Genomic DNA, 20,708 nt, shown 5'->3' with positions numbered 1-20,708 from the left:
CGCGCAGATCGAAGAGACCACGTCCGACTACGACCGCGAGAAGCTGCAGGAGCGGTTGGCGAAACTCGCCGGCGGTGTTGCGGTCATTCGCGTCGGCGGCGCTACCGAGGTCGAGGTGAAGGAGCGCAAGGATCGCGTCGAGGATGCGATGCACGCGACCCGTGCCGCGGTCGAGGAAGGGGTCGTCGTCGGCGGCGGTGTGGCGCTGCTCTACGCTTCGAAGTCGCTTTCGAAGCTCGAACATGCCAATGAGGACCAGCGGCACGGCATCGAAATCGTCAAGCGCGCACTTCAGTCACCGATCCGCCAGATCGTCGAGAATTCGGGCGCCGATGGTTCGGTCGTCGTAGGCAAATTGCTGGACGGCAAGGACGCCAACCTCGGCTATGATGCCCAGAACGACAAGTATGTCGACATGTTCAGGGCGGGCATCATCGACCCGACCAAGGTGGTGCGCACTGCCCTTCAGGATGGGGCCTCGATCGCGGGCCTCCTGATAACCACGGAAGCAATGGTTGCCGAGAAGCCGGAGAAAAAGGCAACCCCGCCAATGCCGGGTGGCGGCATGGGCGATATGGACTTCTAATTTCAAGCCCAATCCCCGTGTTGCACGGGGAGATCGCTCAATACAAGAGGGGCCGCTCGTCGGAGCGGCCCCTTCTCGCTTTTCAGTTTTCAGCGTCCATTGAGGACTGCGTAACGCACCCGCGAGCCGCGCTCGATCGCGGCGGCGGCAAGCTGGTCGATATTGAGGCCGTCGCGCAGGAGTTCAAGAAGACGCAGCGTCTCCTGGCTCGCTATGCCGTTGGAGGCCGCCACGTCGCAGGCCAGCGCATAGGCCGTCTCGCGCAACGGGGAGGGCAGGGTGCGCTTTATCTCGCCAAGCGCTTTGTCGAGGCCATCGTCCCTGGTAAGAAGCTCGGCGCAAGCGCGCGCCACCGTGGGCAATCGGTTGCTGTCGAAATCCTTGAACACCGGCAAAAAATTAATGATCTCGCCGATCGTGCGCATTTCCGCGTCGGTCATGTCCTGATCCGCCGCTGCCGTGAGCACCATGGCATAGATCAAAGCATCGTGATGGTTTGACATCGCACTCCTCGACGATCGGTTGTCGCATGCTTTCGTGACCGCTTAGGACAACCGTACCCTCGGATTGTGGATCTTCCAAGGCAGGCCCCTGAACGTATCAAGCAAAGGTCCGTCGGGCGATATTCAGGCGGCGCAGCCCCTCGTTTCGTCATCCGACCGCCCCCTCAGGGTACTGGATTGCCTAGGGCGTTTCCACGAGTCTATGCGATTGGCACGATTCGACGACGGTCAAGCGCTTCCTCCGTCTTCAAGAAATCTCGGGTCAGTGAAACCGCCTGGGCGAGGCCTAGTCGTTCGACTGTCACGCCGGGTGGGAAGGCGCCGGAAAGGCGCGACGGCATCATGGGATCCAAGAGGACGAAGACACCGGAGTCATCAACTCGGCGCACGAGGCGTCCGAACGCCTGTTTCAAACGCAGGCGCGTGATCATGTCCTCGTAGCGCCGTCCTCCGAATGCCGCCTTGCGCGCCCGGTGTAGCAGGTCCGGTCGCGGCCATGGCACGCGGTCGAAGACGATCAGTCGCAGCGAGCGGCCCGGCACGTCAACGCCGTCGCGCACCGCGTCGGTTCCGAGGAGGCACGCATCGGCTTCCGCACGGAAGATATCGATGAGGGTCGACGTGTCGAGCGCATCGACGTGCTGGGCGAGGAGCGGAATGCCGGCGCCCTCGAGCGGGCCGGCAATGCGCTGATGGACCGCGCGCAGGCGCGTAATGGCAGTGAAGAGCCCGAGCGCGCCCCCACCCGAAGCGAGAAAAAGTTCGCGATAGGCGGCGGCCACCTGATCCATCTGGTCCTTGCGCACGTCGGTGACGACGACGACGCGCGTCTGACGCGGGTAGTCGAAGGGCGACGGTACTTCGGCGCGTATTGCCGGTTTCGGCAGATGGCGCGCACCCGTGCGCGCCTCGGCGGCGTCCCAATCGGCCGAGGGTTCGTCGCTGCCGTCTTTGAGCGTTGCCGAGGTGACGACCATGCCGTGCGCGCGAGTGGCGACTGCGTCTACGAAGGGAATCGTGGGGTCGATCCAATGACGGTGCATGCCAATATCGACATCGCGGCCATCCTGGCGATCGATCGAAAACCAGTCGACGAATTCAGACGGCGTTTCCCTGGCCAGCGAGCGCAACATGGAAATCCAACTGCCGATCTGAGTGTCGGCACGCCGCTCGAGGCCCCGGCAGATTGCCTCGATTCGCAGACGCGTGGCGCTATCGAGCTCCGCGGCCTCGTCGTCGAGCCGTGCCGTGAGCCGTGTAGACAATGTACGGATCGGCAAGAGAAGCCGGTTCAGCGCCCGATCAAGTCGCTCGGCCGACTCGAGCAGGCCCAACACCGGCTCGCCCGTCGAGGTTTCGAGATGGTACGGCGTCCCGGTGTCGTGGGCGCGGGCCACGACCTGTTGGCGTGTCCTTGAAAGGAATCTCTCAGCGGCGCCTACCGCGCCGTCCTGGCCGAGACGCTGGAGCCAGCCGTCGGCCGGTAGCTCGCGCGCGGCATGAACAATTTCCTCGAGCGCTTCTGCCGCGACCGCGTCGTCGCCGATCAAGTCTTCCACGCGGCGCTTGAGGCCGCGCGCTCGGCTGCGCGAACGTCCCTCCGCACCCAACAGCCAGCGACGCAAATCGGCCGTCTCTCGTCCCGAAAGGTGCGCCGAAAAAGCGGAGTCCGCGGCATCGAACACGTGGTGGCCCTCATCGAACACGTAGCGTGTGGGCAAGTAGCTGTCGTCGATGCCGCCGAGTGCTGCCTGAACCATGACGAGCGCATGATTGGCGACGACGACGTCGGCGCGCCGGGCGTGGCGCACGCTGCGCTCGACGAAGCACTTCTGATAGTGCGGGCATGCCGAATAGACGCATTCGCCGCGCCGATCGGCGAGGCCAAGGCTTCGTTCGCGACCCACGAGATCGACGAGCCAGGCGGGGAAATCACCGCCAGCCATGTCGCCACTACGTGTCTTGGCCGCCCAGCGCGCGAGCAGTCCGAGTGCCACCCCTTCGCGCGGCTGCAGCCTTGCAAGCTCCGCCGTCTCCTCCATGTTGAGCAGACAAAGATAGTTCTCGCGGCCCTTGCGAATGACGACCTTGCGCGATTTCTCGGCCAGTGCGGGATAGAGGCGGTCGAGCTCCCGGTCGATCTGATGTTGAAGATTCTTGGTGTAAGTGCTGATCCAGACCGGAGCCTCGTTTTTTTCCGCCCATACGCTTGCGGGTGCGAGATAGCCGAGTGTTTTGCCGACGCCCGTGCCGGCCTCTGCGACGACGAAGTGCGGCACGCCCGCATCGTTGGCTGGCTGAAAGGCGGCAGTCACCGCAGAAGAATAGTCGGCCTGCTGGGGCCGATCCTCGGCCTCGGGTCCCAAAAGCTCGGCCAGGCGATGGCGCGCCTCGGTGGGGGTTACCGGACTGTGGCCCGATGGTGGTTCTGGCGGATACTCCTCGATGACCGGAAGCTTTTTCCACACGGCAAAGGCGCCAGCCCGATTCCAGATCTCGTCGGCAGCACCCAAGGTGGCGAGCACAAGGGGACTCCAGGTCCAATCCCCGCGCGCCATCGCTTGGGCGAGGGCAACTGTCTCCTCGTTCCCAGATTCCCGCGCGGCAAGTTCCGTAAGCAGGTGCTCGGCACTCCGAAGAAGCGTGTGCGCTTCGTCCTCAAGCTGGTGAGGTGCCGGAAGGCCAAGCGCTTGCGCCAATCCGCGGACCGTCGGCAAGCAAAAACTCGCCGGACGCACGAATGCGTAAAGCTCCAAAAGGTCGAGAGCCACAAAACGGTCCAGTCCCAGGCGGCGCGCAACCGATGGCCGATGGCACACGAGCGGCTTTGGGCTGAGGCCGAGACGACGCGCAAGCTGTTGTATTGGAAGCGTCTCGATCTCGCCGTCCGTCGAAAGCCACACGGCCGTGCGAACACCAAGCGCCAGGGCTGGGGCCACGATGCCGGGCAATTTGCCTCGAGATGCTTTGGAGGCGATTGTCATGGGGCGAGTATAAGGGGCGTCCGTTACCGTCGCTACGATGGCAGTTGTTCGATGCCCGACCTGATTGGCGCCGTCCCGTCGAGCGTCGTCGAATTTGGTTAAGGAGTTGCTTGTGGAAATTCGTTCGCATTTCAGGCAATGGAATGAGGAGCCGAATTGGGTTGTCTGGCCGGCATTCGAATGGCATTAACGTGAACCTTATCGATGCGCTGACCGCACTTCCCGTTACCGTCGTTTCGCCTGGAGAGCGGTCTTGACATCCGCAGACAGCATAAAAATGGGGTCATTTTGGACGACATGACGGACGCACGCGCACTGGCACTCCTGGCGAAGGCATGGCCCTTCGACGAAGCGCGGAAACTTCTCGCGCGGACCGGGGCCATGGCGCCGGCCAAGGGCTATGTGCTTTTCGAAACCGGCTACGGGCCGTCGGGCCTGCCCCATATCGGCACGTTCGGCGAGGTGGTGCGCACCACGATGGTGCGTCACGCGTTCATGCGGCTTTCCGACATACCGACCCGACTTTTCGCGTTCTCGGACGACATGGACGGCTTACGCAAGGTCCCCGACAACGTTCCGAACCGTGAGATGCTGGCCCAACATCTGGGCAAACCGCTCACGTCGATTCCCGATCCCTTCGGTACGCACCCGAGCTTCGGCGCCCACAACAACGCGCGCCTGCGCGCGTTTCTCGACCAGTTTGGCTTCGAGTACGAATTCCGCAGCTCCACGGAATGCTACAAGTCCGGGCTTTTCGACCAAACGCTCGCCGAGGTGCTGCGTCATTACGACGAAGTCATGGCCGTCGTCCTACCCACACTTGGTGCAGACCGGCGTTCGACCTACAGCCCGTTTCTCCCGGTCGATCCGCGTACGGGCGTTGTCCTCCAAGTCCCGATGGTCGAGCGCAAACCGGAAGCTGGCACCGTGGTCTATCGCGATCCGGAGAGCGCCACGCTCGTCGAAGTGCCGGTCACGGGCGGGGCCTGCAAGCTTCAATGGAAAGTCGACTGGGCCATGCGCTGGGCGGCACTTGGAGTCGATTACGAGATGTCGGGCAAGGATTTGATCGATTCGGTCAAGCTCTCCAGCCAAATTTGCCGCATCCTGCGCGCGAAACCACCCGAAGGTTTCACATACGAGCTCTTTCTCGATGAGAACGGCGAAAAAATCTCGAAATCCCGCGGCAACGGTCTCACGATCGACGAGTGGTTGCGCTATGCACCTCCCGAAAGCCTGTCGCTCTTCATGTATCAGAAACCGCGGGCAGCGAAGCGGCTCTATTTCGACGTGATCCCGCGTCAGGTCGACGATTACCTAACGCTTCTCGATTCGTATCCGTCCCAAGGCGAGGCCGAGAAGCTCGAGAATCCGGTGTGGCATATTCACGACGGTAAGCCGCCGAGAGTCGAAGCATCGCTCAGCTTCGGACTTTTGCTCAATCTGGCGAGTGTATGCCATACTGAGGACAAGTCGGTCATGTGGGGCTTCATTTCGCGCTATTCGCCCGGCCTCAGCCCCGCGCAACAGCCGATGCTCGATCGGTTGGTAGGCTACGCGCTTGCCTATTACCGCGATTTCGTGAAGCCGGCGAAGCGCTTCCGTGCACCGAACGAGCAGGAGCGCGCGGCCATGATGGAGCTTCTCGGCGTACTCGAGAGGCTTCCAGGTGATATGGACGGCGAGGCAATCCAGACCGAGATCTATGAGGTCGGAAAGCGTCATGGTTTCGCCAATCTGCGGGATTGGTTCAAAGCGCTCTACGAAGTTCTTCTCGGGCAAAGCCAGGGGCCGCGCATGGGCTCGTTCGTCGCACTTTACGGAATATCCGAGACGGTATCCCTCATGCGAAAGGCGCTGGCGGGCGAGGATTTAAGCGCTGCCTGACGTCCGTCAATCGGACTGGAGCCGATGAGGTCGAGGGGGTCGCACATGCCGCCCAATTCGGTCTTCACGATCGGGCATTCGACCCGTTCCCTCGAGGAACTGATCGCGATGCTGCGTGCATGCGCGGTCACACGGCTTATCGACATCCGCACGATTCCGCGATCACGCCACAATCCTCAATTCAATCGCGAAAATCTCGAGGCGGACCTGCCACGTGTCGGCATTGCCTACGAGCACCGCAAGGGCCTAGGCGGACTTCGCCGGCCCCGCAAGGATTCGCCCAACGCAGGCTGGCGCAATGACGGCTTCCGGGGTTTCGCGGACTACATGGATAGCGTCGAGTTCGAAGCCGAGATCGCGGAGCTGATAGGGTCAGCGGAAGCGGAGCAGGTTGCCATCATGTGCGCCGAAGCCGTCCCCTGGCGCTGTCATCGTTCACTTGTAGCGGACGCACTGACCGCGCGCGGGACCCCTGTCGAGCACATCATGGCAGCCGACAAGCGACAGCGTCACAAGTTGACCCCCTTCGCGCACGTCGAGGGCAAATCCGTCACCTACCCGCCCGCACAAGGCGAACTCCTATGACAATGGAGCTTGCCTAAAGCGTCTGGCCTTCGGCGAATTTGAAATAGAGTTCGCGCGCCCGCCGGTAAACCGGGCCGGGTTGGAGGTCGCGGCTCTCGACCTTGTTACAGGGCAGCACCTTGGCGTAGTTGCCCGCCGAGAACACCTCGTCGGCACCGAGCACGTCGTCGGGGGTCACGCGCCGCTCCTCCACGGCGTGGCCCGCCTCGCGCAGCAGTTTGATGATCCGCTGGCGTGTGATTCCGGCGAGGAAGCAGCCATTGGCGACGGGCGTCGCGGTCTTGCCGTTCTTCACGATGAAGATATTTGCGCCCGCGAATTCAGCGACATTTCCATTCATGTCGAGCATGATCGCGTTCTCGAAGCCTCGGTCCCGCGCATCGAGGAGTGCTCGCGCCGAGTTGGGGTAAAGACACGAGGCCTTGGCCTCGGTCGGCGCAGTCTCGGGTGTTGGCCGGCGGAAGCGCGAAAAACACGTGCTGAAGGGTACGTCCTTCGGCATGGGGGAATCGTAGACCGTAATCAGGAACCGCGTCGAATCGGGATCGGGCTCCACACCTCCGTGCTCCGCCCAAAACATCGGACGGATATAAAGCTCGGCGTCGGGTGGAAATTTTGCCACGGCCTCGCGGGCGAGCTTCTCGATCTCCTTGGCGCCAACCTTGGGCTTGAGACCCATTGTGATGGCGGAGCGGATCGCCCGCTCGCAGTGCAAAGCCAAATCGGGCACCTTGCGCTGGAAGGCGCGCGCCCCATCGAAGATGACCGCACTCAGCCACGCGGCTTGGGTCAGCGGTCCCATGACCGGCGGATTGCCCTCAAGCCACTTGCCGTCGATGTACGTCCACGCTCTCTTACCAGCTTCGCCTGCCATGCTTGCGTATCCTTCCTAAAGCTTTCCAGCGCCCCATAGGGCCGCTCAGCATACTGAGTGTGCAGCACTTGTCCACCCACCCCATTTGCGAGACAGGGTTGAAAGAGGCGCAGTTTGATGCAGGTTCCGAGCGCTTTGTTGCACTGCATCAGAAAGGGAGATAGGCCGGCTACCTATTCCGCTGCTTTGAGGAGGGTGCTGTAAATTTTACGAGCGGTGGCGTGGCTGGTCCCGGCAGCGCGGGCGAGCGCTTCGACCATGGCCTCGGTCGGATTGACCGGAACCACGGCGAGGCCAGCCTCGCCGATCGCCTCAAGCACCTCAAGGGCTCGGGCGAGTGCCGGGCCATGGTAAGCACTGGGAATATCGTGGTTCGGCATATTTCCGGCGCACTCCGAAGGCGAGAACAATCGCCCTATCGAGATTCGGTCATCCGTGCCGAAGGATGAGCAACATCGATGCCACCCAAGGTGGTGAGAAGACGGCAAGTGCTGGTTTCGGCTTACTCGGCGCTAAGCACTTCGATCACAACCCAAATTTTTGCTCCACTGAACGGGCGAAGGCGCCGATCATGAGCCGAAAACCGCGCGCAGAGCGCACTCGATTCTCAAAATGAGACGCAATTTCGCTACGGCCGTGAAAGCCCGGTCGTGGGACGTGCCGATCTCGTGGCGATACCGGCTGCAGACAGTCTTCCGGAGGGCTCGATGGGATCAAATCGATTCAGTGTCCCCCTTCGTCCGCTTTCTGTAAGCTCGGCCCCCCTCGCCAACTCTGTGCTACAGCCCTCTCGTCTGGGCGTGGGGAGGGTGAGGCGGCCTCCTAATTCGATGTAATCTCATCATGCGTTGATCTCGCACCATGCCAGCGCAAAGCATTTATCACATCTGCAAATGGGTTGACTGGCAAGCGGCCCTCGCCGAGGGCGAATATCGCGGCTCAGCTGACGATTTGCGCGATGGCTTCATCCATTTCTCGACCGCGGGGCAAGTCGAGGCGAGTGCTGCGAGACACCGTGCGGGACAGGCGGGTCTTGTGCTTCTCACGGTCGATCCGGACGCACTTGGACAGGCGTTGCGGTGGGAGCCTTCGCGCGACGGAATCCTCTTTCCTCATCTCTATGGCACGCTGCCGGTCGACACGGTGCGCGCAGTAGAGGCGCTCCCGCTCGGCCCTGATGGGCGGCATATTTTCCCCCAACTCGATCGGGGTTGATTGCAGTGGCCGATTTTGCGCGCATTGCCACGACCTGCCTGAGGCTACTGCCGCCCGAGCGTGCGCATCGCGCCGCAATTTGGGCGCTCAAGTCGTCGCTCGTACCTCGGCAAGCCGGGCCCGACGACCCGGTCCTGCGCACGAATGTGTTCGGCCTGGACTTTTCAAACCCGGTCGGGCTTGCCGCCGGATTCGACAAAAATGCCGAAGTGCCGGATGCCGTACTGGCGCTCGGCTTCGGTTTCGCCGAAGCCGGTACGGTCACGCCGCGCCCGCAATTGGGCAACCCCCGGCCTCGACTCTTCCGCCTGACCGAGGATCGCGCCCTCATCAACCGGCTCGGATTTAACAATCAGGGTTTGAAAGCGGTCGCACGAAGACTCGCATCACGCAAGCAGCAAGGCATCCTCGGTGCGAATCTCGGCAAGAACAAGGAAAGCTTGGATGCAGCTGCGGACTACCGCGCCGGTGTTGCGGCTCTCGCGAAGCACGCGGATTACCTCGTCGTCAATGTCTCGTCGCCGAACACGCCCGGACTGCGCGCCCTTCAAGGTAAGGAACCGCTTGAAGCACTTATCGCCGCCGTGCACGCGGCGCGCGCTGAATCGACCGGCACGAACCGGCCGCCGATCCTCCTTAAGATAGCACCGGACCTGACGCCCGAAGATTGCCAGGATATCGCCGAAATCGCCCTCGCGCGCGGGCTCGACGGGCTCATTGTCGGCAACACGACCGTATTGCGCCCACCTGGCCTTGTAAGTGCCCGCAGATCGGAGGCGGGTGGCCTCTCGGGCCGTCCGCTTTACCCGCTTGCAAGTCGCATCGTCGGCGAAATGTCGAGGCTGACCGAGGCGCGCATACCGATCGTAGGAGTTGGCGGGATCGCAGACGGTAGTGACGCCTACGAGATGATCCGCAAGGGTGCCTCGCTCGTGCAGCTTTACACCGCGCTCGTTTTCGATGGCCCCTTGCTTGTGAACCGCATCAAAGCCGAGCTCGCGGCACACCTCCGCGGCGACGGCTTCAATAGCGTCGCGGAGGCGGTCGGTGCGGCGCATCGCAGGTAAAGTGCGGCTGAGGCAGGTCGACGCAAGGCGACATTAACCATATCTCAAGACCTTTCGACGAGGCTGACAAGGGTTGCCGAAGCCCGGAGCTCCATGCCGATCTACCTTAATCTCCTGATCCTGGCCTTCTTCGGGATCGTCGCCGTGGCAGCCGGTTCCGCCACCTCGACCCACGCCGTTCCCGATTCCTACCTTGTCGGGGGCTTTGTTCTCATCGCCGGTGGGCTTTTTTACACGCTTCTTGCGCGATTTTGGGCCGGGCGCGGCACAAGTGCGGAGTTCGAGCGCCTCAAGCGGACCATTCACGAAATCAAGCTCGACCTCGATGCATTGCGCCACGGCATCGTGCGCGTTCATGATGCTGTCCAGACTTCGGGCGGCTCGCCAGCCAAAACCGGCGGTCGCGACGTGAGCGAGATCGTCAGCGAGGTGCGCGTGCTGCAATCTCTTGTCGAGAAACTTCACGCGAGCAGAAACCAGGAAAAGGGTGCCGTCACGCCGGCGCCCGCGGCCGAGGTCGCCGTGTCCGAAGTCGCCGTGGCGGCGACCGTGCGGACGGCGCCGGCGCGGCCTGCGGCCACTGTCGCGACCGGGCTCGACGAGAGCCAAATACTCGAATTCGTGCGCGAAGGGCTAAAGGCCGATCGTGTCGACCTTTACCTGCAGCCCGTGGTGAGCCTGCCGCAGCGCAAGCGCCGATTCTACGAATGCTATTCGCGAATCCGTGCCGAGGACGGAACCGTAATCACGCCCGAGCAATTTCTCGAGATCGCCGCGCGTGAAGGCCTTATTGGCGCCGTCGACAACATGCTGCTCTTCCGATGCGTCCAGCTCGTGCGCAAGGCCCGCACGCGCCATCGCGAAGTCGGATTCTTCTGCAACATCTCGCCCAATAACCTGAACGACCGAACCTTCTTCACCGACTTCGTCGAATTCATGACCCAGAACGCCGAGCTCGCACCGCATCTTTTCTTCGAGTTCGGCCAGGCAGACGTGAACCGCTTCGACGCGGCAACGCTTCGCCAGCTGGGCTTTCTCGCCAATTACGGATTTCGCTTCTCGCTCGACCGGGTGAGCGACCTGCGCCTCGATCTGCGCACGTTGCGTGAGCGCGGTTTCAATTTCGTCAAGCTCGATACGGCACTCGTGCTCAAGAGCATTCGAGGTGAAAAGCCAACACTCGATCTCCGCGCCCTCAAAGGTGCGCTCGATCGCACGGGGCTCGATCTCATCGTCGAAAAAGTCGAAAACGAGCAGAGCCTTGTCGAGCTTCTCGACTACCAACTCGATTACGCCCAGGGCTTTCTCTTCGGCGAACCTCGACCGAGCCCCGAAATCTAGCGCGAGAGCATCGCACCGCCACCGATTTGACGCTTTTCATTCGAGTCCAACCGTGGCAAGAGGTGCGGCGATGAATCCTCTTTCGCCGAAGCATTTCCTCGATCCGCGGCCGATTCCGTTTTATCCAGGCGTGGCGTCTCTCGTGGCGCGCTATGATGGATTCATCCTCGATCTCTGGGGCGTGATCCATGACGGCATCACCGCCTATCCGGGGGTTACCGACACACTTCGACGACTCGGGGAGCGTGGTAAGCACGTTCTTCTGCTCTCTAACGCGCCGCGCAGGGTTTCGGAGATCGTGACCGCGATGGAACGCATGGGCATTCCGCACGATCTCTACGACGATTTCATCTCTTCGGGCGAGGCGGCATACGCGGCGATGAAGTCGCATGCCGACCCGTGGTTCAGGACTCTTGGGAAGGCATGCTATTTGATGGGTCCAGCGCGCGATTACGGCATGCTCGGCGGGCTCGACATGCAACGGGTCGGGCGGATCGAGCAGGCGGACTTTATCTTGGCGACGGGCGTCGACTGGGACGATGACGGCATCGACATTTATTTGCCGGCGCTGACCGCTGGCGCCCAGAGGCGCTTGCCGATGGTTTGCGCCAATCCCGACCTTGAAGTGATCCGGGGCGGCAAACGCGTTCTCTGCGCGGGCACGCTTGCGATGCGCTACGAAGCGCTCGGAGGCGAGGTGCGCTATTTCGGCAAGCCGCACCCCGAAATCTATCGGCTTTGCTTTGCACGGCTCGGCGGCATCGATCGCCGACGCATCGTGGCCATTGGCGATTCCCTTCGCACGGACATCGCCGGCGCTATTGCCGTCGGGATCGATTCAGTGCTCGTCACCGGCGGCATTCATGCCGAAGAACTCGGGATTGGACACGGCGATATTCCCGATCCTCATGTGCTTGCCGAAACATGCGCGCGCGATGGGCATATCCCGTGTGCCGCGATCCCCGCCTTCGTATGGTGACCTCCTCTGGCTTGAACGCCAACCACGACGGCGGGCGAATCTAAAAGGCAAGAGAACGGATTTCCAAATTCGGCCGCGGCGCCGTGCGACATACAACGGGGCGTTGAGCGCGAGCCCGCCGCGGAATAAGTCCGCAACCGCCTTGCCTGCGAAGCCGAGCCAGCAGTTCGCCACCGCAGGTGTCGGTGCGCACCTAATGGTGATGGAGGCCGTGGAGGATCGTCTCGCGCAACCCGGTGTCGTAGGCGATACCGTCGGGCGTCAGAACCGCGCCGATGGGGTACATCGATTGGATCAACCCCTTGCGCTCGAGGGCCGCAAAGGCCGAGGGATTCGAAAGGCCCGTTGCGTCCCGCGCGAGGACGGTATAGGCACCGACGTGGAAATGGTCGCCGTGAGGTGCCGGCAGGTTCGAAACCATGACGCGCCCATCGCCATTGTCCGTCGCATGCTCCGGCAGGTGCGCAAGCTCCTGCAGAAGCGTGAGCGTCTTGAGCTGGAGCGGGTTCAGGTTGAGCGGATTGCGCTTCTTGATCATGTCACAGTAATCCCGGCTCGATTCTTACGTTACCGCCGCGCGCACCTTGAACTCGGGTCGTTCGAAAGCGCTCTCCGCCATGATTTGGCGCAAAATTTCGACAGAGTCCCAGATGTCAACGAAGCGCAAATAGCTCGGCGCGAAGCCGAAGCGGATGAAGTCCGGGGCCCTGAAATCGCCGATCACACCGCGCGCGATCAGTGCTTGCATGATCGAATACCCCGCGGGGTGGCGGATCGAGACCTGGCTGCCGCGACTTGTCGCCTCGCGCGGGCTGGCGATGGTGAAACCGAAAGCACTGCATTGCTGTTCGACGAGGTGAATGAATAGGTCAGTTAACTTCATGGACTTTGCGCGCAAACGCGCCAGCCCCGCCTCCAGCAGAAGGTCGACGCCACATTCGAGGGCCGTCAGGCCCAGAACAGCTGGGGTTGAACAAATAGTACGCGCGATGCCGCGTGCCGGCCGGTAGTGGGTCTCGAAGGCAAAGGGGTCCTTGTGGCCGAGCCATCCCGAGAGGGGCTGTTGCACCTTTTCCTGGTGGTGACTGGCGACGTAAAGAAACGCCGGAGCCCCTGGCCCGCCATTCAGATATTTGTAACCGCAGCCGACCGCGAAATCCGCACCGCATTTGTCAAGTTCGACCGGGACTGCGCCGGCACTGTGGCAAAGGTCCCAGAGGATGAGAGCGCCTTCTCGATGCGCGCGATCGGTGATGCCTGCCATGTCGTATATTTCGGCGGTCTTGAAATCGACGTGGGTCAACGTCACGAGTGCGGTATCGCGATCGATCGCGTGCGCGATTTCATGACGCCCGACGAGGCGAAGGCGATAATCCTGGCCCAGGAGCTGGACGAGGCCTTCCGCCATATAGAGATCGGTCGGGAAATTGCTGTCGACCGAGAGAATCGTTTTGCGCCCGGGCGCCATCCGCAAGGCGGCCGCGAAGAGTTTGAAGAGATTGATCGACGTCGAATCGATCGCCACGGTTTGGCCGGGTGCCGCACCGATCATGTTTGCGATCTTGTCGCCGATCCGGTAGGGAAGCTGCATCCATCCATGCTGCCGCCAGCCCTTGATCAGATCCTTACCCCACTCGTCGCCGATTGCCGAGGCGACCCGCGCCGATGTGGCCTTGGGGAGCGCTCCGAGCGAATTGCCGTCAAGATAGAGGATGCCCTCCGGAACTTCATATGCGTCACGGAACCGCGCGATCGGGTCTTCGCGGTCGAGCGCTTCAAGGGTATCGCGGGTCAGCGGGCTTGGTGCGTTCATCGCGGGAGACTCCTCAGGATGGCGCGGACCGGTGCTGCATCGAGATTGGCGAGCTTCAGGGGCAGTGCGATAAGCTCGTAGTCGCCGGGAGGTACCTCGTCAAGTACGAGGCCTTCGAGGATCGCCATGCGCGCGCGGAGGACAACTTTGTGCGCGTCCATTGTCTTCGACTCCTGGGGATCGAGCGATGGGGTGTCGACCCCGACGAGGCGCACCCCACGCGCGGCGCAAAGCTCGATCGTTTCAGCCGCAATGGCTGGAAAGCGTGAGTCCCAATGCTCGCTTGGGGCCTTTGCGTATGTGCGGATCAGCAGGCGCTCGACCGCACCGGCAAGACGGGGCTCGACGTGGTCGGGCCGAACGACCGGCCGCACGCCCGAAAGATCGATCACTCGGCAGGGCCCGAGGTAAGGTTCGAGCGATACCGCCCCGGCGGGCTCACCCGCAGCATCGTAGTGAAGTGGGGCGTCGGCATGAGCGCCGGTGTGAGTCGACATTGTGAACTTCGCGACATTGACCGGGCAAGTCGCGTCGAGGTGCCAGGTCCGCGTCTCCTCATAGGCCGTATCGCCCGGCCATACGGGAATCCCCGGTCGGATCGGCGGGCTGATGTCCCAATATGTCATGCTCGGATGCCTGCGGCCGAATCGTTTACCCAATGTACCGGGTCCCATGCCCAATTCGCACGTGCGATCTTTATAAGATAGTCGCAGACGGATGCCCGTCGGCCGCTGCGACAACGGCGCTGTCTCCAGGGCCGTCGCGGGCCCCGATTCGACGGCGACTCGGGCTTCCGTGAACCGGCGATGTCTGATAATGCCATGAATCCATTGGCATCGATTGTCACCACGATATAATTCTGGGCTTAATTAGCGGTGTTGAGAGCGGCTGATGGTGGATTTCCCGAGACGAACGCTTGAGGAGTGGGAGAAGGCCGTGACCGGCGAGCTCAAGGGTGCTCGATCGGACAGCCTCAACTGGCAAACGCCTGAGGGTATCAAAGTCAAGCCGCTCTACACGGCCGCCGATCTCGAAGGGCTCGAGGACGTCAACACGCTGCCGGGCTTCCCGCCCTACCTACGCGGTCCGCGCGCAACCATGTACGCAAATCGGCCCTGGACGGTGCGCCAATATGGCGGATTTTCCACGGCCGAAGAGACCAATCGGTTCTTCAAGGACAATCTCGCTGCCGGGCAAACCGGGCTATCGGTTGCCTTCGATCTCGCGACCCACCGGGGTTACGATTCGGATCATGCACGCGTGATCGGCGACGTCGGCAAGGCCGGCGTTGCAATCGACTCCGTCGAGGATATGAAAATCCTTTTTCACGACATACCGCTCGACGAAGTGAGCGTGTCGATGACGATGAACGGTGCTGTCCTTCCGGTGCTCGCGTCGTTCATTGTGGCAGGCGAGGAGCAGGGGGTCGAGCGCGCCAAACTCTCCGGCACCATCCAGAATGACATTCTCAAGGAATTCATGGTGCGCAACACGTACATCTACCCGCCGGAACCGAGCATGCGGATCGTCGCCGACATCATTGAGTACACGGCGCGCCACATGCCGAAATTCAATTCGATCTCGATATCCGGCTATCACATGCAGGAGGCGGGCGCCACAGCGGTACAGGAGCTTGCCTTTACACTCGCGGATGGACTCGAATATGTGCGGGCGGCACTTTCGCGTGGGCTCGACATCGACGACTTCGCGCCGCGTCTCTCCTTCTTCTTTGCGATCGGCATGAACTTCTTCATGGAAATCGCGAAGCTGCGCGCGGCACGGCTGCTATGGGCCCGCCTCATGGTGCCGTTCAATCCCATAAACCCGGTCAGCTCGGCGCTCCGTACCCATTGCCAAACCTCGGGCGTGAGCCTTACGGAGCAGGACCCTTACAATAACGTGATCCGGACGACGATCGAGGCCATGGCAGCCATTCTGGGCGGTACGCAATCGCTCCATACCAACGCCTTCGACGAGGCATTGGCGCTACCCACGCCGGCGTCCGCCCGTATTGCCCGCAATACCCAGCTCATCATCCGCGATGAAAGCGGCATCCCCAAGGTTATCGACCCTCTGGGCGGAAGCTATTACGTCGAGCACTTGACGGCGAGCGTTGCCGACGCTGCGTGGCAGCTCATCCGGGAGGTCGAAGAAATCGGCGGCATGACCAAGGCGGTTGAAAGCGGGATGCCGAAGCTCAGGATCGAGGAAGCGGCGGCACGCCGCCAGGCTCGCATCGATCTTGGCGACGAGGTGATCGTTGGGGTCAACAAGTTCAAGGCGGACGAGGAGACCCACGTCGAAGTGCTCGACATCGACAACACGAAGGTCCGTGAAGGACAGATCGAGCGGTTGCGGAAGGTTCGCCAAAGCCGCGACGAGAACCGCTGCAGGGCCGCCCTTGAAGCGCTTGCCGATGCCGCCCGAGAAAATAACGGCAATCTCCTCGAGCTTTCGATCGAGGCCGCCCGCGTCCGCGCCACAGTCGGCGAGATTTCCGACGCGCTCGAACGCGTCTTTACGCGCCACCGCGCGGTGATACGCTCCATATCGGGCGTTTACGGACAGGCTTACGAGGGCGACCAAGGCTTCAAACGCGTCCAGGCAGAAGTCGAGGTCTTCGCGCGGGAAATGGGCCGTCGACCGCGCCTCCTCGTGGTCAAGCTCGGGCAGGATGGGCATGACCGAGGGGCGAAGGTCATTGCGACGGCGTTCGCCGATCTCGGCTTCGACGTCGACATCGGTCCTCTCTTCCAAACGCCCGAAGAGGCGGCCCGGCAGGCGATCGATAACGACGTGCACGTCGTCGGCGTGTCGAGCCAGGCTGCGGGACACAAGACCCTCGTGCCGGCGCTTATCGACTCGCTCAGGGGGCAAGGGGCCGACGACATCATCGTCGTCTGTGGCGGCGTCGTACCGCCGCAGGATTACAAGTTTCTTCTCAAGAAGGGCGTTTCGGCGATTTACGGCCCTGGCACCAACATTCCGCTCGCGGCGAGTGAGATCATTTCCTTGATCAAGCGACAACGAAAGGCGGCATGACGCGTTGACGGAAGGCACGAGCGACGCTCTTCGGGACGACTTGGCGACACCGCTTGCGGGGCGGCGCGATCTCGTAGTCTTGCGCAAAGGCCCGGCATCTCGGGGTGTGGACCACCGCCGCGCACGCCTTCTCCTGACAGTAGGCGCCTTCATCACCGTGCTTTGGCTTGGAGCATGCATTGCCGATCTCACGCTCAAGATCGGTTGGGTTCGGATTATTGCCCTCATGCCGCACGAGCTTGCTTTGGTCTTTGCCGGCGTCTTTGCGCCCCTTGCCTTTCTCTGGCTGCTCCTTGCGTATTTGGCGCGCGGCGCCGATCAGCGGGCCGAAGCGCAAATGCTCGTCCGCTACCTCCAGGAATTGACGTTTCCCGCCGAAGGTGCCGCGGCGCGCGTTCGCGAAATCACTGGCGCACTCAAGAGTCAGGCCGACGAATTGCAACGTGCAGCGGATCGCGCCGCCAACGGGGCGAAAGCGCTGCGCGACGCTCTTGGCACGGAAAGCCGCGAGCTGCTTTCAACCGTGGCCGAGGCCACCGCGCGTGCGGGGGAAACCCGCGAACTCGTGGCTCGCGATTTGCGCGAGATGGCCGATCTCGCCGACCGGTTGCAAGCAAGCGCCGAACGAGTCCAATCGCTGCGGGTGCGCGAGCGCGATATCCTTGCAGGCGTAATCGCCGAGGCGGAGGCCCGAACGCGTGCTGTCGAGGCGGTTCTGACGCGCCAGGCAGGCGTCCTTGGTGAAGCGTCCGAGCGAACGGCTCGCGAGTCGCAGAATCTCGAAGCGTCGATGGCGCGAAGTGCCGAAGCGCTCTCGGCTGCGTCTGAACGCACGGCCTCGCAACTCTCCGCCATGGACGGGCGCATTTCAGGGCAGCTTTCGTCGCTGCAAGAGCACATTTCGGCAGCACATGTCCGGCTAGACGATGCCGGCGACACCGCCAACCGCCGGGCAAGCGCGATTGACGCCATGCTGGGCGCGCGCGCGGACCAGCTCGCCCGGGTTGCCGAGCGCGCGGCGTCGACCGCGGCCGAAATCGGCGAGAGACTAACCTTGCAAATACGCGAGGTCGCTGCGGTGGCGGGAAACGGATGGGCGGAAGCGGAGCGCGCCACAACGCAGGCGACTGAATTTCAAGCAAACCTCTCTGGCCAGATCGAGCACCTGACAGACGCGATTTCGTCGGCCGGTGAACGCACAAAGGCGCTTGGCGAAACGCTTGAGATCCATGGCCGTCGCGTAGAAGCCGCGGGTGCTCTGGCCCAGGACCAGGTCGAGGCGGTTGGCGCTTTGCTGCGACGACAGGCGGCCGATCTCCTCCAGGCGGCCGAGCGTGCAAACGCTCAGGTCGATTCGATCGGCGAGGCGTTGCGCCGCCAGGGCGATCAGCTTTCGGCGACCTCCGATCGCGCCCTCGCCCAGACCGAGCGAATGCGCGACCGCATGCGCGAGGGAGCGCTCGAGCTGCAAGGGATGGCAGAACGCGCCGTGTCGCAGGAAAAGCGCGCCGAGACGGCAATTCAAAATCAGACGAAGAAAATCGTCGCGGCGTCGGAAATTGCCGAGGCCGTGGTCGGAAAAATCGCCGCCCTATGGCAAACCGCGGCGGGCGAGCTTTCCGAACGGGCAGCTCGCGCATCCGAGCAAATCGAAGGCCTCTCCACACGGATTGGCGAGCAATCGGTGACGTTGAGCGAAGCCGGCAACGATGCAGCGCAACGTGCCGAGGCCCTCAATGCAGCACTCTCTAGCCAGGCCAAAGAACTTTCGCGTCTTGCCGAAGAGACGAGCGGGCGACAGCTCGAACTCGCCAATGCGCTCCAACATCGTAGCACCGAGCTCAGCGACGCTGCGGATCGCGCGAACTCACGCGCCGCGGCAGCCGAAGAAGCGCTTCGCGAGCACACCCTCAAATTCGCGGAAGCGGCCGAAAGAGCGGTTGTGCTCGGTGATGCCGCGGTCGCGGCGCTTCGCGGGCCAACGAGCGAGTTGCGCGATGCCGCCGCCCAATCGAGTGGGGCGCTTCACTCGCTCGCACTTCAAGTCCGCGGCAATTTGGATGATTTCGCCGGCGTTGCCCGGCGCGTCAACGCTGAACTTGCCGGAGTCGGCACGGCACTCCGGACGCAATCGGAGGCAGTCGAGGTCGCCGCGGCCAATGCCTTGACCCGCCTCAATTCAGTTAGCCAGGGCGTGCGGCAAGAAAACGACGCGCTTGAGTCGGCCTCGAGCGAGGCAGCCCTTCGTATCCAGAGCGTTCGCGAAAATATGCACAGGGAAGTGCAAGAACTTACCCAGACAGTAGAGCGTGTCCAAATCGATATGAAGGCAGTGACCGAACTTTTCCACGGGCAATCGGAAACGCTTGCGCGCGCCGCTCGCGAGGCAGCCGAACAGGCAAAGCACATTTCCGAGGTCCAGGGCACGGCCGTCCGCGACCGGTTTCTCGAGACATCCAAGGCCGTGCGCGAAGAACTTGGCTCGATTGCGCTCGATCTCGGACGCGTTCTTGAGCGTCCACCGCCGAGGAACGCGATGCGCCGCTATCAGGAGGGGGACCGCGGCGTGTTCGTGCGAAACATCCTCACGCTGCGCGATGCGCCGCTCGTGCCGATGATTCGCGACAAGTACGAGGAGAACTTCGAATTTCGCGGCTACGTCAATGCCTACATTTCGAAATTTCAGGAACTTCTCGATCAGGCGGACCGTTCCGATGCGGAGGGGCTGCTCTCGGCCACTTTTCTGACCTCAGACGTGGGTAAGCTCTATATGGTGCTCGCACGCTCGATCGGCAGGCTCAATTAATTTGCGTCACTTGGATCGCGGCGAATGGTTATCGCTGTGAGGTGGCCGATCACATCCCCCCAACTCGTGTCGATCTCGATTTGCACCGGCACAAGAAACCTTCCGTCCGCGAAGCGAGCAAGCCAAACGACCGATGGCCGACGCGGCGGCGCGCTTGCATACTTCTTTATGAAGCCGGCGATCCGTTCGATCGTGATGCGACACTTGATCGTCTCGCCACCGAAAGCGGCATCGACATTCTTCGGAATCGTCTCCATGCCGATATAGTCGAGCCTAAGATCGTAACGCTGGCGTCCATCGAAGATCGGCACGCGCGCGTCGCAGGGCTCCTGAGGCCTGGCATAGGCGCCAAGTAGAATCGAGGCGCTGAGCGGATCGATTGTGCCGTACTGAAGCGAGGCAGGTACGGGATCGCGGTCGTCTCTCTCAGGTGGCGGGTCCACATCGGCGTTCCGTAGGCCGCTCTCGCCATATTCGAGGGTGACGTGACGGTCGTCTCCGCGCCAATGGGCGTATTGGCGGTAGCTTTTGGGACGCACCGAAGGCCACGAAATACCGCCCAAGATCGCGCCGTCCGTCTCGGCATGACCATTGTAGTCGACGATGAGGCCGAAAAGGCCGAGGGTTCGGTCGGTCGAGGCGACGGTGTAATGTTTATCGTCAAGCGTGCCGCTGGTTGCCATGCTGAAGACGGGCAGGCCGTGCCAAAACATCTCGTAGGTAAGGCTGAAACGAAGGCGCGCTTCTGCTGCCACAGCGTCGGCGCAGGGCGAAATTGGGATCAGCATTAATGCCGCGAGCAGAAGCGCCGCCGCCGGTATGCTGACACGTGCTACCATGAAGGATATATCTTAGCGCCGGTCGCTCGTCTGGCGACTCCGAAATTCGCCCGATCTGGGTGCGCGACGGAAGGTGAATTTCGGGTTCAAGGCCACACGAGCGATAGGATCGCGCCGGCTGCTGACCTCACTCGATCCGTTCAGTTCTCTGTGGCTTTGCCAATCCGCCCGAACTAACTTCACCGTC

The 20,708-nt window shown here is 62.2% G+C and carries 17 protein-coding genes; 9 read left to right on the top strand and 8 right to left on the bottom strand.

What is annotated here, in order from left to right:
- Positions 1-586: TCP-1/cpn60 chaperonin family protein (locus VEJ16_12030; GenBank protein HYB10392.1), on the top strand; the 586-nt coding region annotated here is incomplete at its 5' end.
- 89 nt (positions 587-675) lie between these two features.
- Here VEJ16_12030 and VEJ16_12025 read toward each other — a convergent pair.
- Positions 676-1,089 carry a tellurite resistance TerB family protein gene (locus VEJ16_12025; protein ID HYB10391.1) on the bottom strand — a complete coding sequence of 138 codons (414 nt, stop codon included), beginning with the start codon at positions 1,087-1,089 and terminating at the stop codon, positions 676-678.
- A gap of 200 nt (positions 1,090-1,289) precedes the next feature.
- Complete coding sequence (locus tag VEJ16_12020) at positions 1,290-4,073, bottom strand: ATP-dependent DNA helicase (protein HYB10390.1); 2,784 nt, start codon at positions 4,071-4,073, stop codon at positions 1,290-1,292.
- A gap of 297 nt (positions 4,074-4,370) precedes the next feature.
- On the opposite strand from VEJ16_12020, the gene VEJ16_12015 reads away from it, so the two are divergent.
- Together VEJ16_12015 and VEJ16_12010 are read left to right on the top strand one after the other, a co-directional pair.
- Positions 4,371-5,960, top strand: a complete 1,590-nt coding sequence (locus VEJ16_12015; protein HYB10389.1) for a lysine--tRNA ligase — start codon at positions 4,371-4,373, stop codon at positions 5,958-5,960.
- A gap of 45 nt (positions 5,961-6,005) precedes the next feature.
- Complete coding sequence (locus VEJ16_12010) at positions 6,006-6,545, top strand: DUF488 domain-containing protein (GenBank protein HYB10388.1); 540 nt, start codon at positions 6,006-6,008, stop codon at positions 6,543-6,545.
- Between the two features lie 13 nt (positions 6,546-6,558).
- Here VEJ16_12010 and VEJ16_12005 read toward each other — a convergent pair whose 3' ends face one another.
- Both VEJ16_12005 and VEJ16_12000 read right to left on the bottom strand, forming a co-directional pair.
- On the bottom strand, positions 6,559-7,419 hold the full coding sequence (locus VEJ16_12005; protein HYB10387.1) for a branched-chain amino acid aminotransferase: 861 nt from the start codon (positions 7,417-7,419) through the stop codon (positions 6,559-6,561).
- Positions 7,420-7,592: 173 nt separating this feature from the next.
- On the bottom strand, positions 7,593-7,799 hold the full coding sequence (locus tag VEJ16_12000) for a hypothetical protein (protein ID HYB10386.1): 207 nt from the start codon (positions 7,797-7,799) through the stop codon (positions 7,593-7,595).
- A 481-nt stretch (positions 7,800-8,280) separates the two neighbouring features.
- On the opposite strand from VEJ16_12000, the gene VEJ16_11995 reads away from it, so the two are divergent.
- The 4 genes from VEJ16_11995 to VEJ16_11980 all read left to right on the top strand — a co-directional run bounded on the left by VEJ16_11995 (position 8,281) and on the right by VEJ16_11980 (position 12,021).
- Positions 8,281-8,634, top strand: coding sequence for a DUF952 domain-containing protein (locus VEJ16_11995; protein ID HYB10385.1), 354 nt, complete (start codon positions 8,281-8,283; stop codon positions 8,632-8,634).
- 5 nt (positions 8,635-8,639) lie between these two features.
- Positions 8,640-9,701 (top strand): quinone-dependent dihydroorotate dehydrogenase, encoded by a 1,062-nt coding sequence (locus tag VEJ16_11990; GenBank protein ID HYB10384.1) that lies wholly within the window; start codon positions 8,640-8,642, stop codon positions 9,699-9,701.
- Positions 9,702-9,794: 93 nt separating this feature from the next.
- Positions 9,795-11,042 (top strand): EAL domain-containing protein, encoded by a 1,248-nt coding sequence (locus tag VEJ16_11985; protein ID HYB10383.1) that lies wholly within the window; start codon positions 9,795-9,797, stop codon positions 11,040-11,042.
- 70 nt (positions 11,043-11,112) lie between these two features.
- Positions 11,113-12,021, top strand: coding sequence for a TIGR01459 family HAD-type hydrolase (locus VEJ16_11980; GenBank protein ID HYB10382.1), 909 nt, complete (start codon positions 11,113-11,115; stop codon positions 12,019-12,021).
- Between the two features lie 193 nt (positions 12,022-12,214).
- On the opposite strand, the gene VEJ16_11975 is transcribed toward VEJ16_11980, so the two are convergent.
- Genes VEJ16_11975 through kynB form a run of 3 tightly spaced genes read right to left on the bottom strand, consistent with a single transcriptional unit; the run spans position 12,215 to position 14,460 of the window.
- Positions 12,215-12,559, bottom strand: coding sequence for a hypothetical protein (locus VEJ16_11975; protein HYB10381.1), 345 nt, complete (start codon positions 12,557-12,559; stop codon positions 12,215-12,217).
- A gap of 24 nt (positions 12,560-12,583) precedes the next feature.
- A complete protein-coding gene (kynU, locus tag VEJ16_11970) occupies positions 12,584-13,834 on the bottom strand; it encodes a kynureninase (GenBank protein ID HYB10380.1) in 1,251 nt (416 codons plus the stop codon).
- Positions 13,831-14,460, bottom strand: coding sequence for an arylformamidase (kynB, locus tag VEJ16_11965; GenBank protein ID HYB10379.1), 630 nt, complete (start codon positions 14,458-14,460; stop codon positions 13,831-13,833). The genes kynU and kynB overlap by 4 nt, the downstream gene beginning before the upstream one ends.
- 265 nt (positions 14,461-14,725) lie before the next feature.
- On the opposite strand from kynB, the gene scpA reads away from it, so the two are divergent.
- On the top strand, positions 14,726-16,876 hold the full coding sequence (gene scpA, locus VEJ16_11960; protein HYB10378.1) for a methylmalonyl-CoA mutase: 2,151 nt from the start codon (positions 14,726-14,728) through the stop codon (positions 16,874-16,876).
- Between the two features lie 4 nt (positions 16,877-16,880).
- Positions 16,881-19,682, top strand: coding sequence for a hypothetical protein (locus VEJ16_11955; protein HYB10377.1), 2,802 nt, complete (start codon positions 16,881-16,883; stop codon positions 19,680-19,682).
- Here VEJ16_11955 and VEJ16_11950 read toward each other — a convergent pair.
- Positions 19,679-20,521, bottom strand: a complete 843-nt coding sequence (locus VEJ16_11950; protein ID HYB10376.1) for a DUF3108 domain-containing protein — start codon at positions 20,519-20,521, stop codon at positions 19,679-19,681. The two genes, VEJ16_11955 and VEJ16_11950, sit on opposite strands and share 4 nt — an antisense overlap.
- Between the last annotated feature and the right edge of the window lie 187 nt (positions 20,522-20,708).

This window comes from Alphaproteobacteria bacterium, assembly GCA_035625915.1.
Lineage (GTDB): Bacteria > Pseudomonadota > Alphaproteobacteria > JACZXZ01 > JACZXZ01 > DATDHA01.
This window is presented reverse-complemented; position numbering and strand designations above follow the sequence as displayed.

Bases quoted from the DNA above. Each gene is read 5' to 3' on its own strand.
- VEJ16_11980 (HYB10382.1), top strand. From the start codon at position 11,113: ATGAATCCTCTTTCGCCGAAGCATTTCCTCGATCCGCGGCCGATTCCG.
- VEJ16_12010 (HYB10388.1), top strand. From the start codon at position 6,006: ATGCCGCCCAATTCGGTCTTCACGATCGGGCATTCGACCCGTTCCCTC.
- VEJ16_12020 (HYB10390.1), bottom strand. From the start codon at position 4,073: ATGACAATCGCCTCCAAAGCATCTCGAGGCAAATTGCCCGGCATCGTG.
- VEJ16_12015 (HYB10389.1), top strand. From the start codon at position 4,371: ATGACGGACGCACGCGCACTGGCACTCCTGGCGAAGGCATGGCCCTTC.
- VEJ16_11995 (HYB10385.1), top strand. From the start codon at position 8,281: ATGCCAGCGCAAAGCATTTATCACATCTGCAAATGGGTTGACTGGCAA.
- VEJ16_12000 (HYB10386.1), bottom strand. From the start codon at position 7,799: ATGCCGAACCACGATATTCCCAGTGCTTACCATGGCCCGGCACTCGCC.
- scpA (HYB10378.1), top strand. From the start codon at position 14,726: ATGGTGGATTTCCCGAGACGAACGCTTGAGGAGTGGGAGAAGGCCGTG.
- kynB (HYB10379.1), bottom strand. From the start codon at position 14,460: ATGACATATTGGGACATCAGCCCGCCGATCCGACCGGGGATTCCCGTA.
- kynU (HYB10380.1), bottom strand. From the start codon at position 13,834: ATGAACGCACCAAGCCCGCTGACCCGCGATACCCTTGAAGCGCTCGAC.
- VEJ16_12005 (HYB10387.1), bottom strand. From the start codon at position 7,419: ATGGCAGGCGAAGCTGGTAAGAGAGCGTGGACGTACATCGACGGCAAG.
- VEJ16_11950 (HYB10376.1), bottom strand. From the start codon at position 20,521: ATGGTAGCACGTGTCAGCATACCGGCGGCGGCGCTTCTGCTCGCGGCA.
- VEJ16_11985 (HYB10383.1), top strand. From the start codon at position 9,795: ATGCCGATCTACCTTAATCTCCTGATCCTGGCCTTCTTCGGGATCGTC.
- VEJ16_12025 (HYB10391.1), bottom strand. From the start codon at position 1,089: ATGTCAAACCATCACGATGCTTTGATCTATGCCATGGTGCTCACGGCA.
- VEJ16_11975 (HYB10381.1), bottom strand. From the start codon at position 12,559: ATGATCAAGAAGCGCAATCCGCTCAACCTGAACCCGCTCCAGCTCAAG.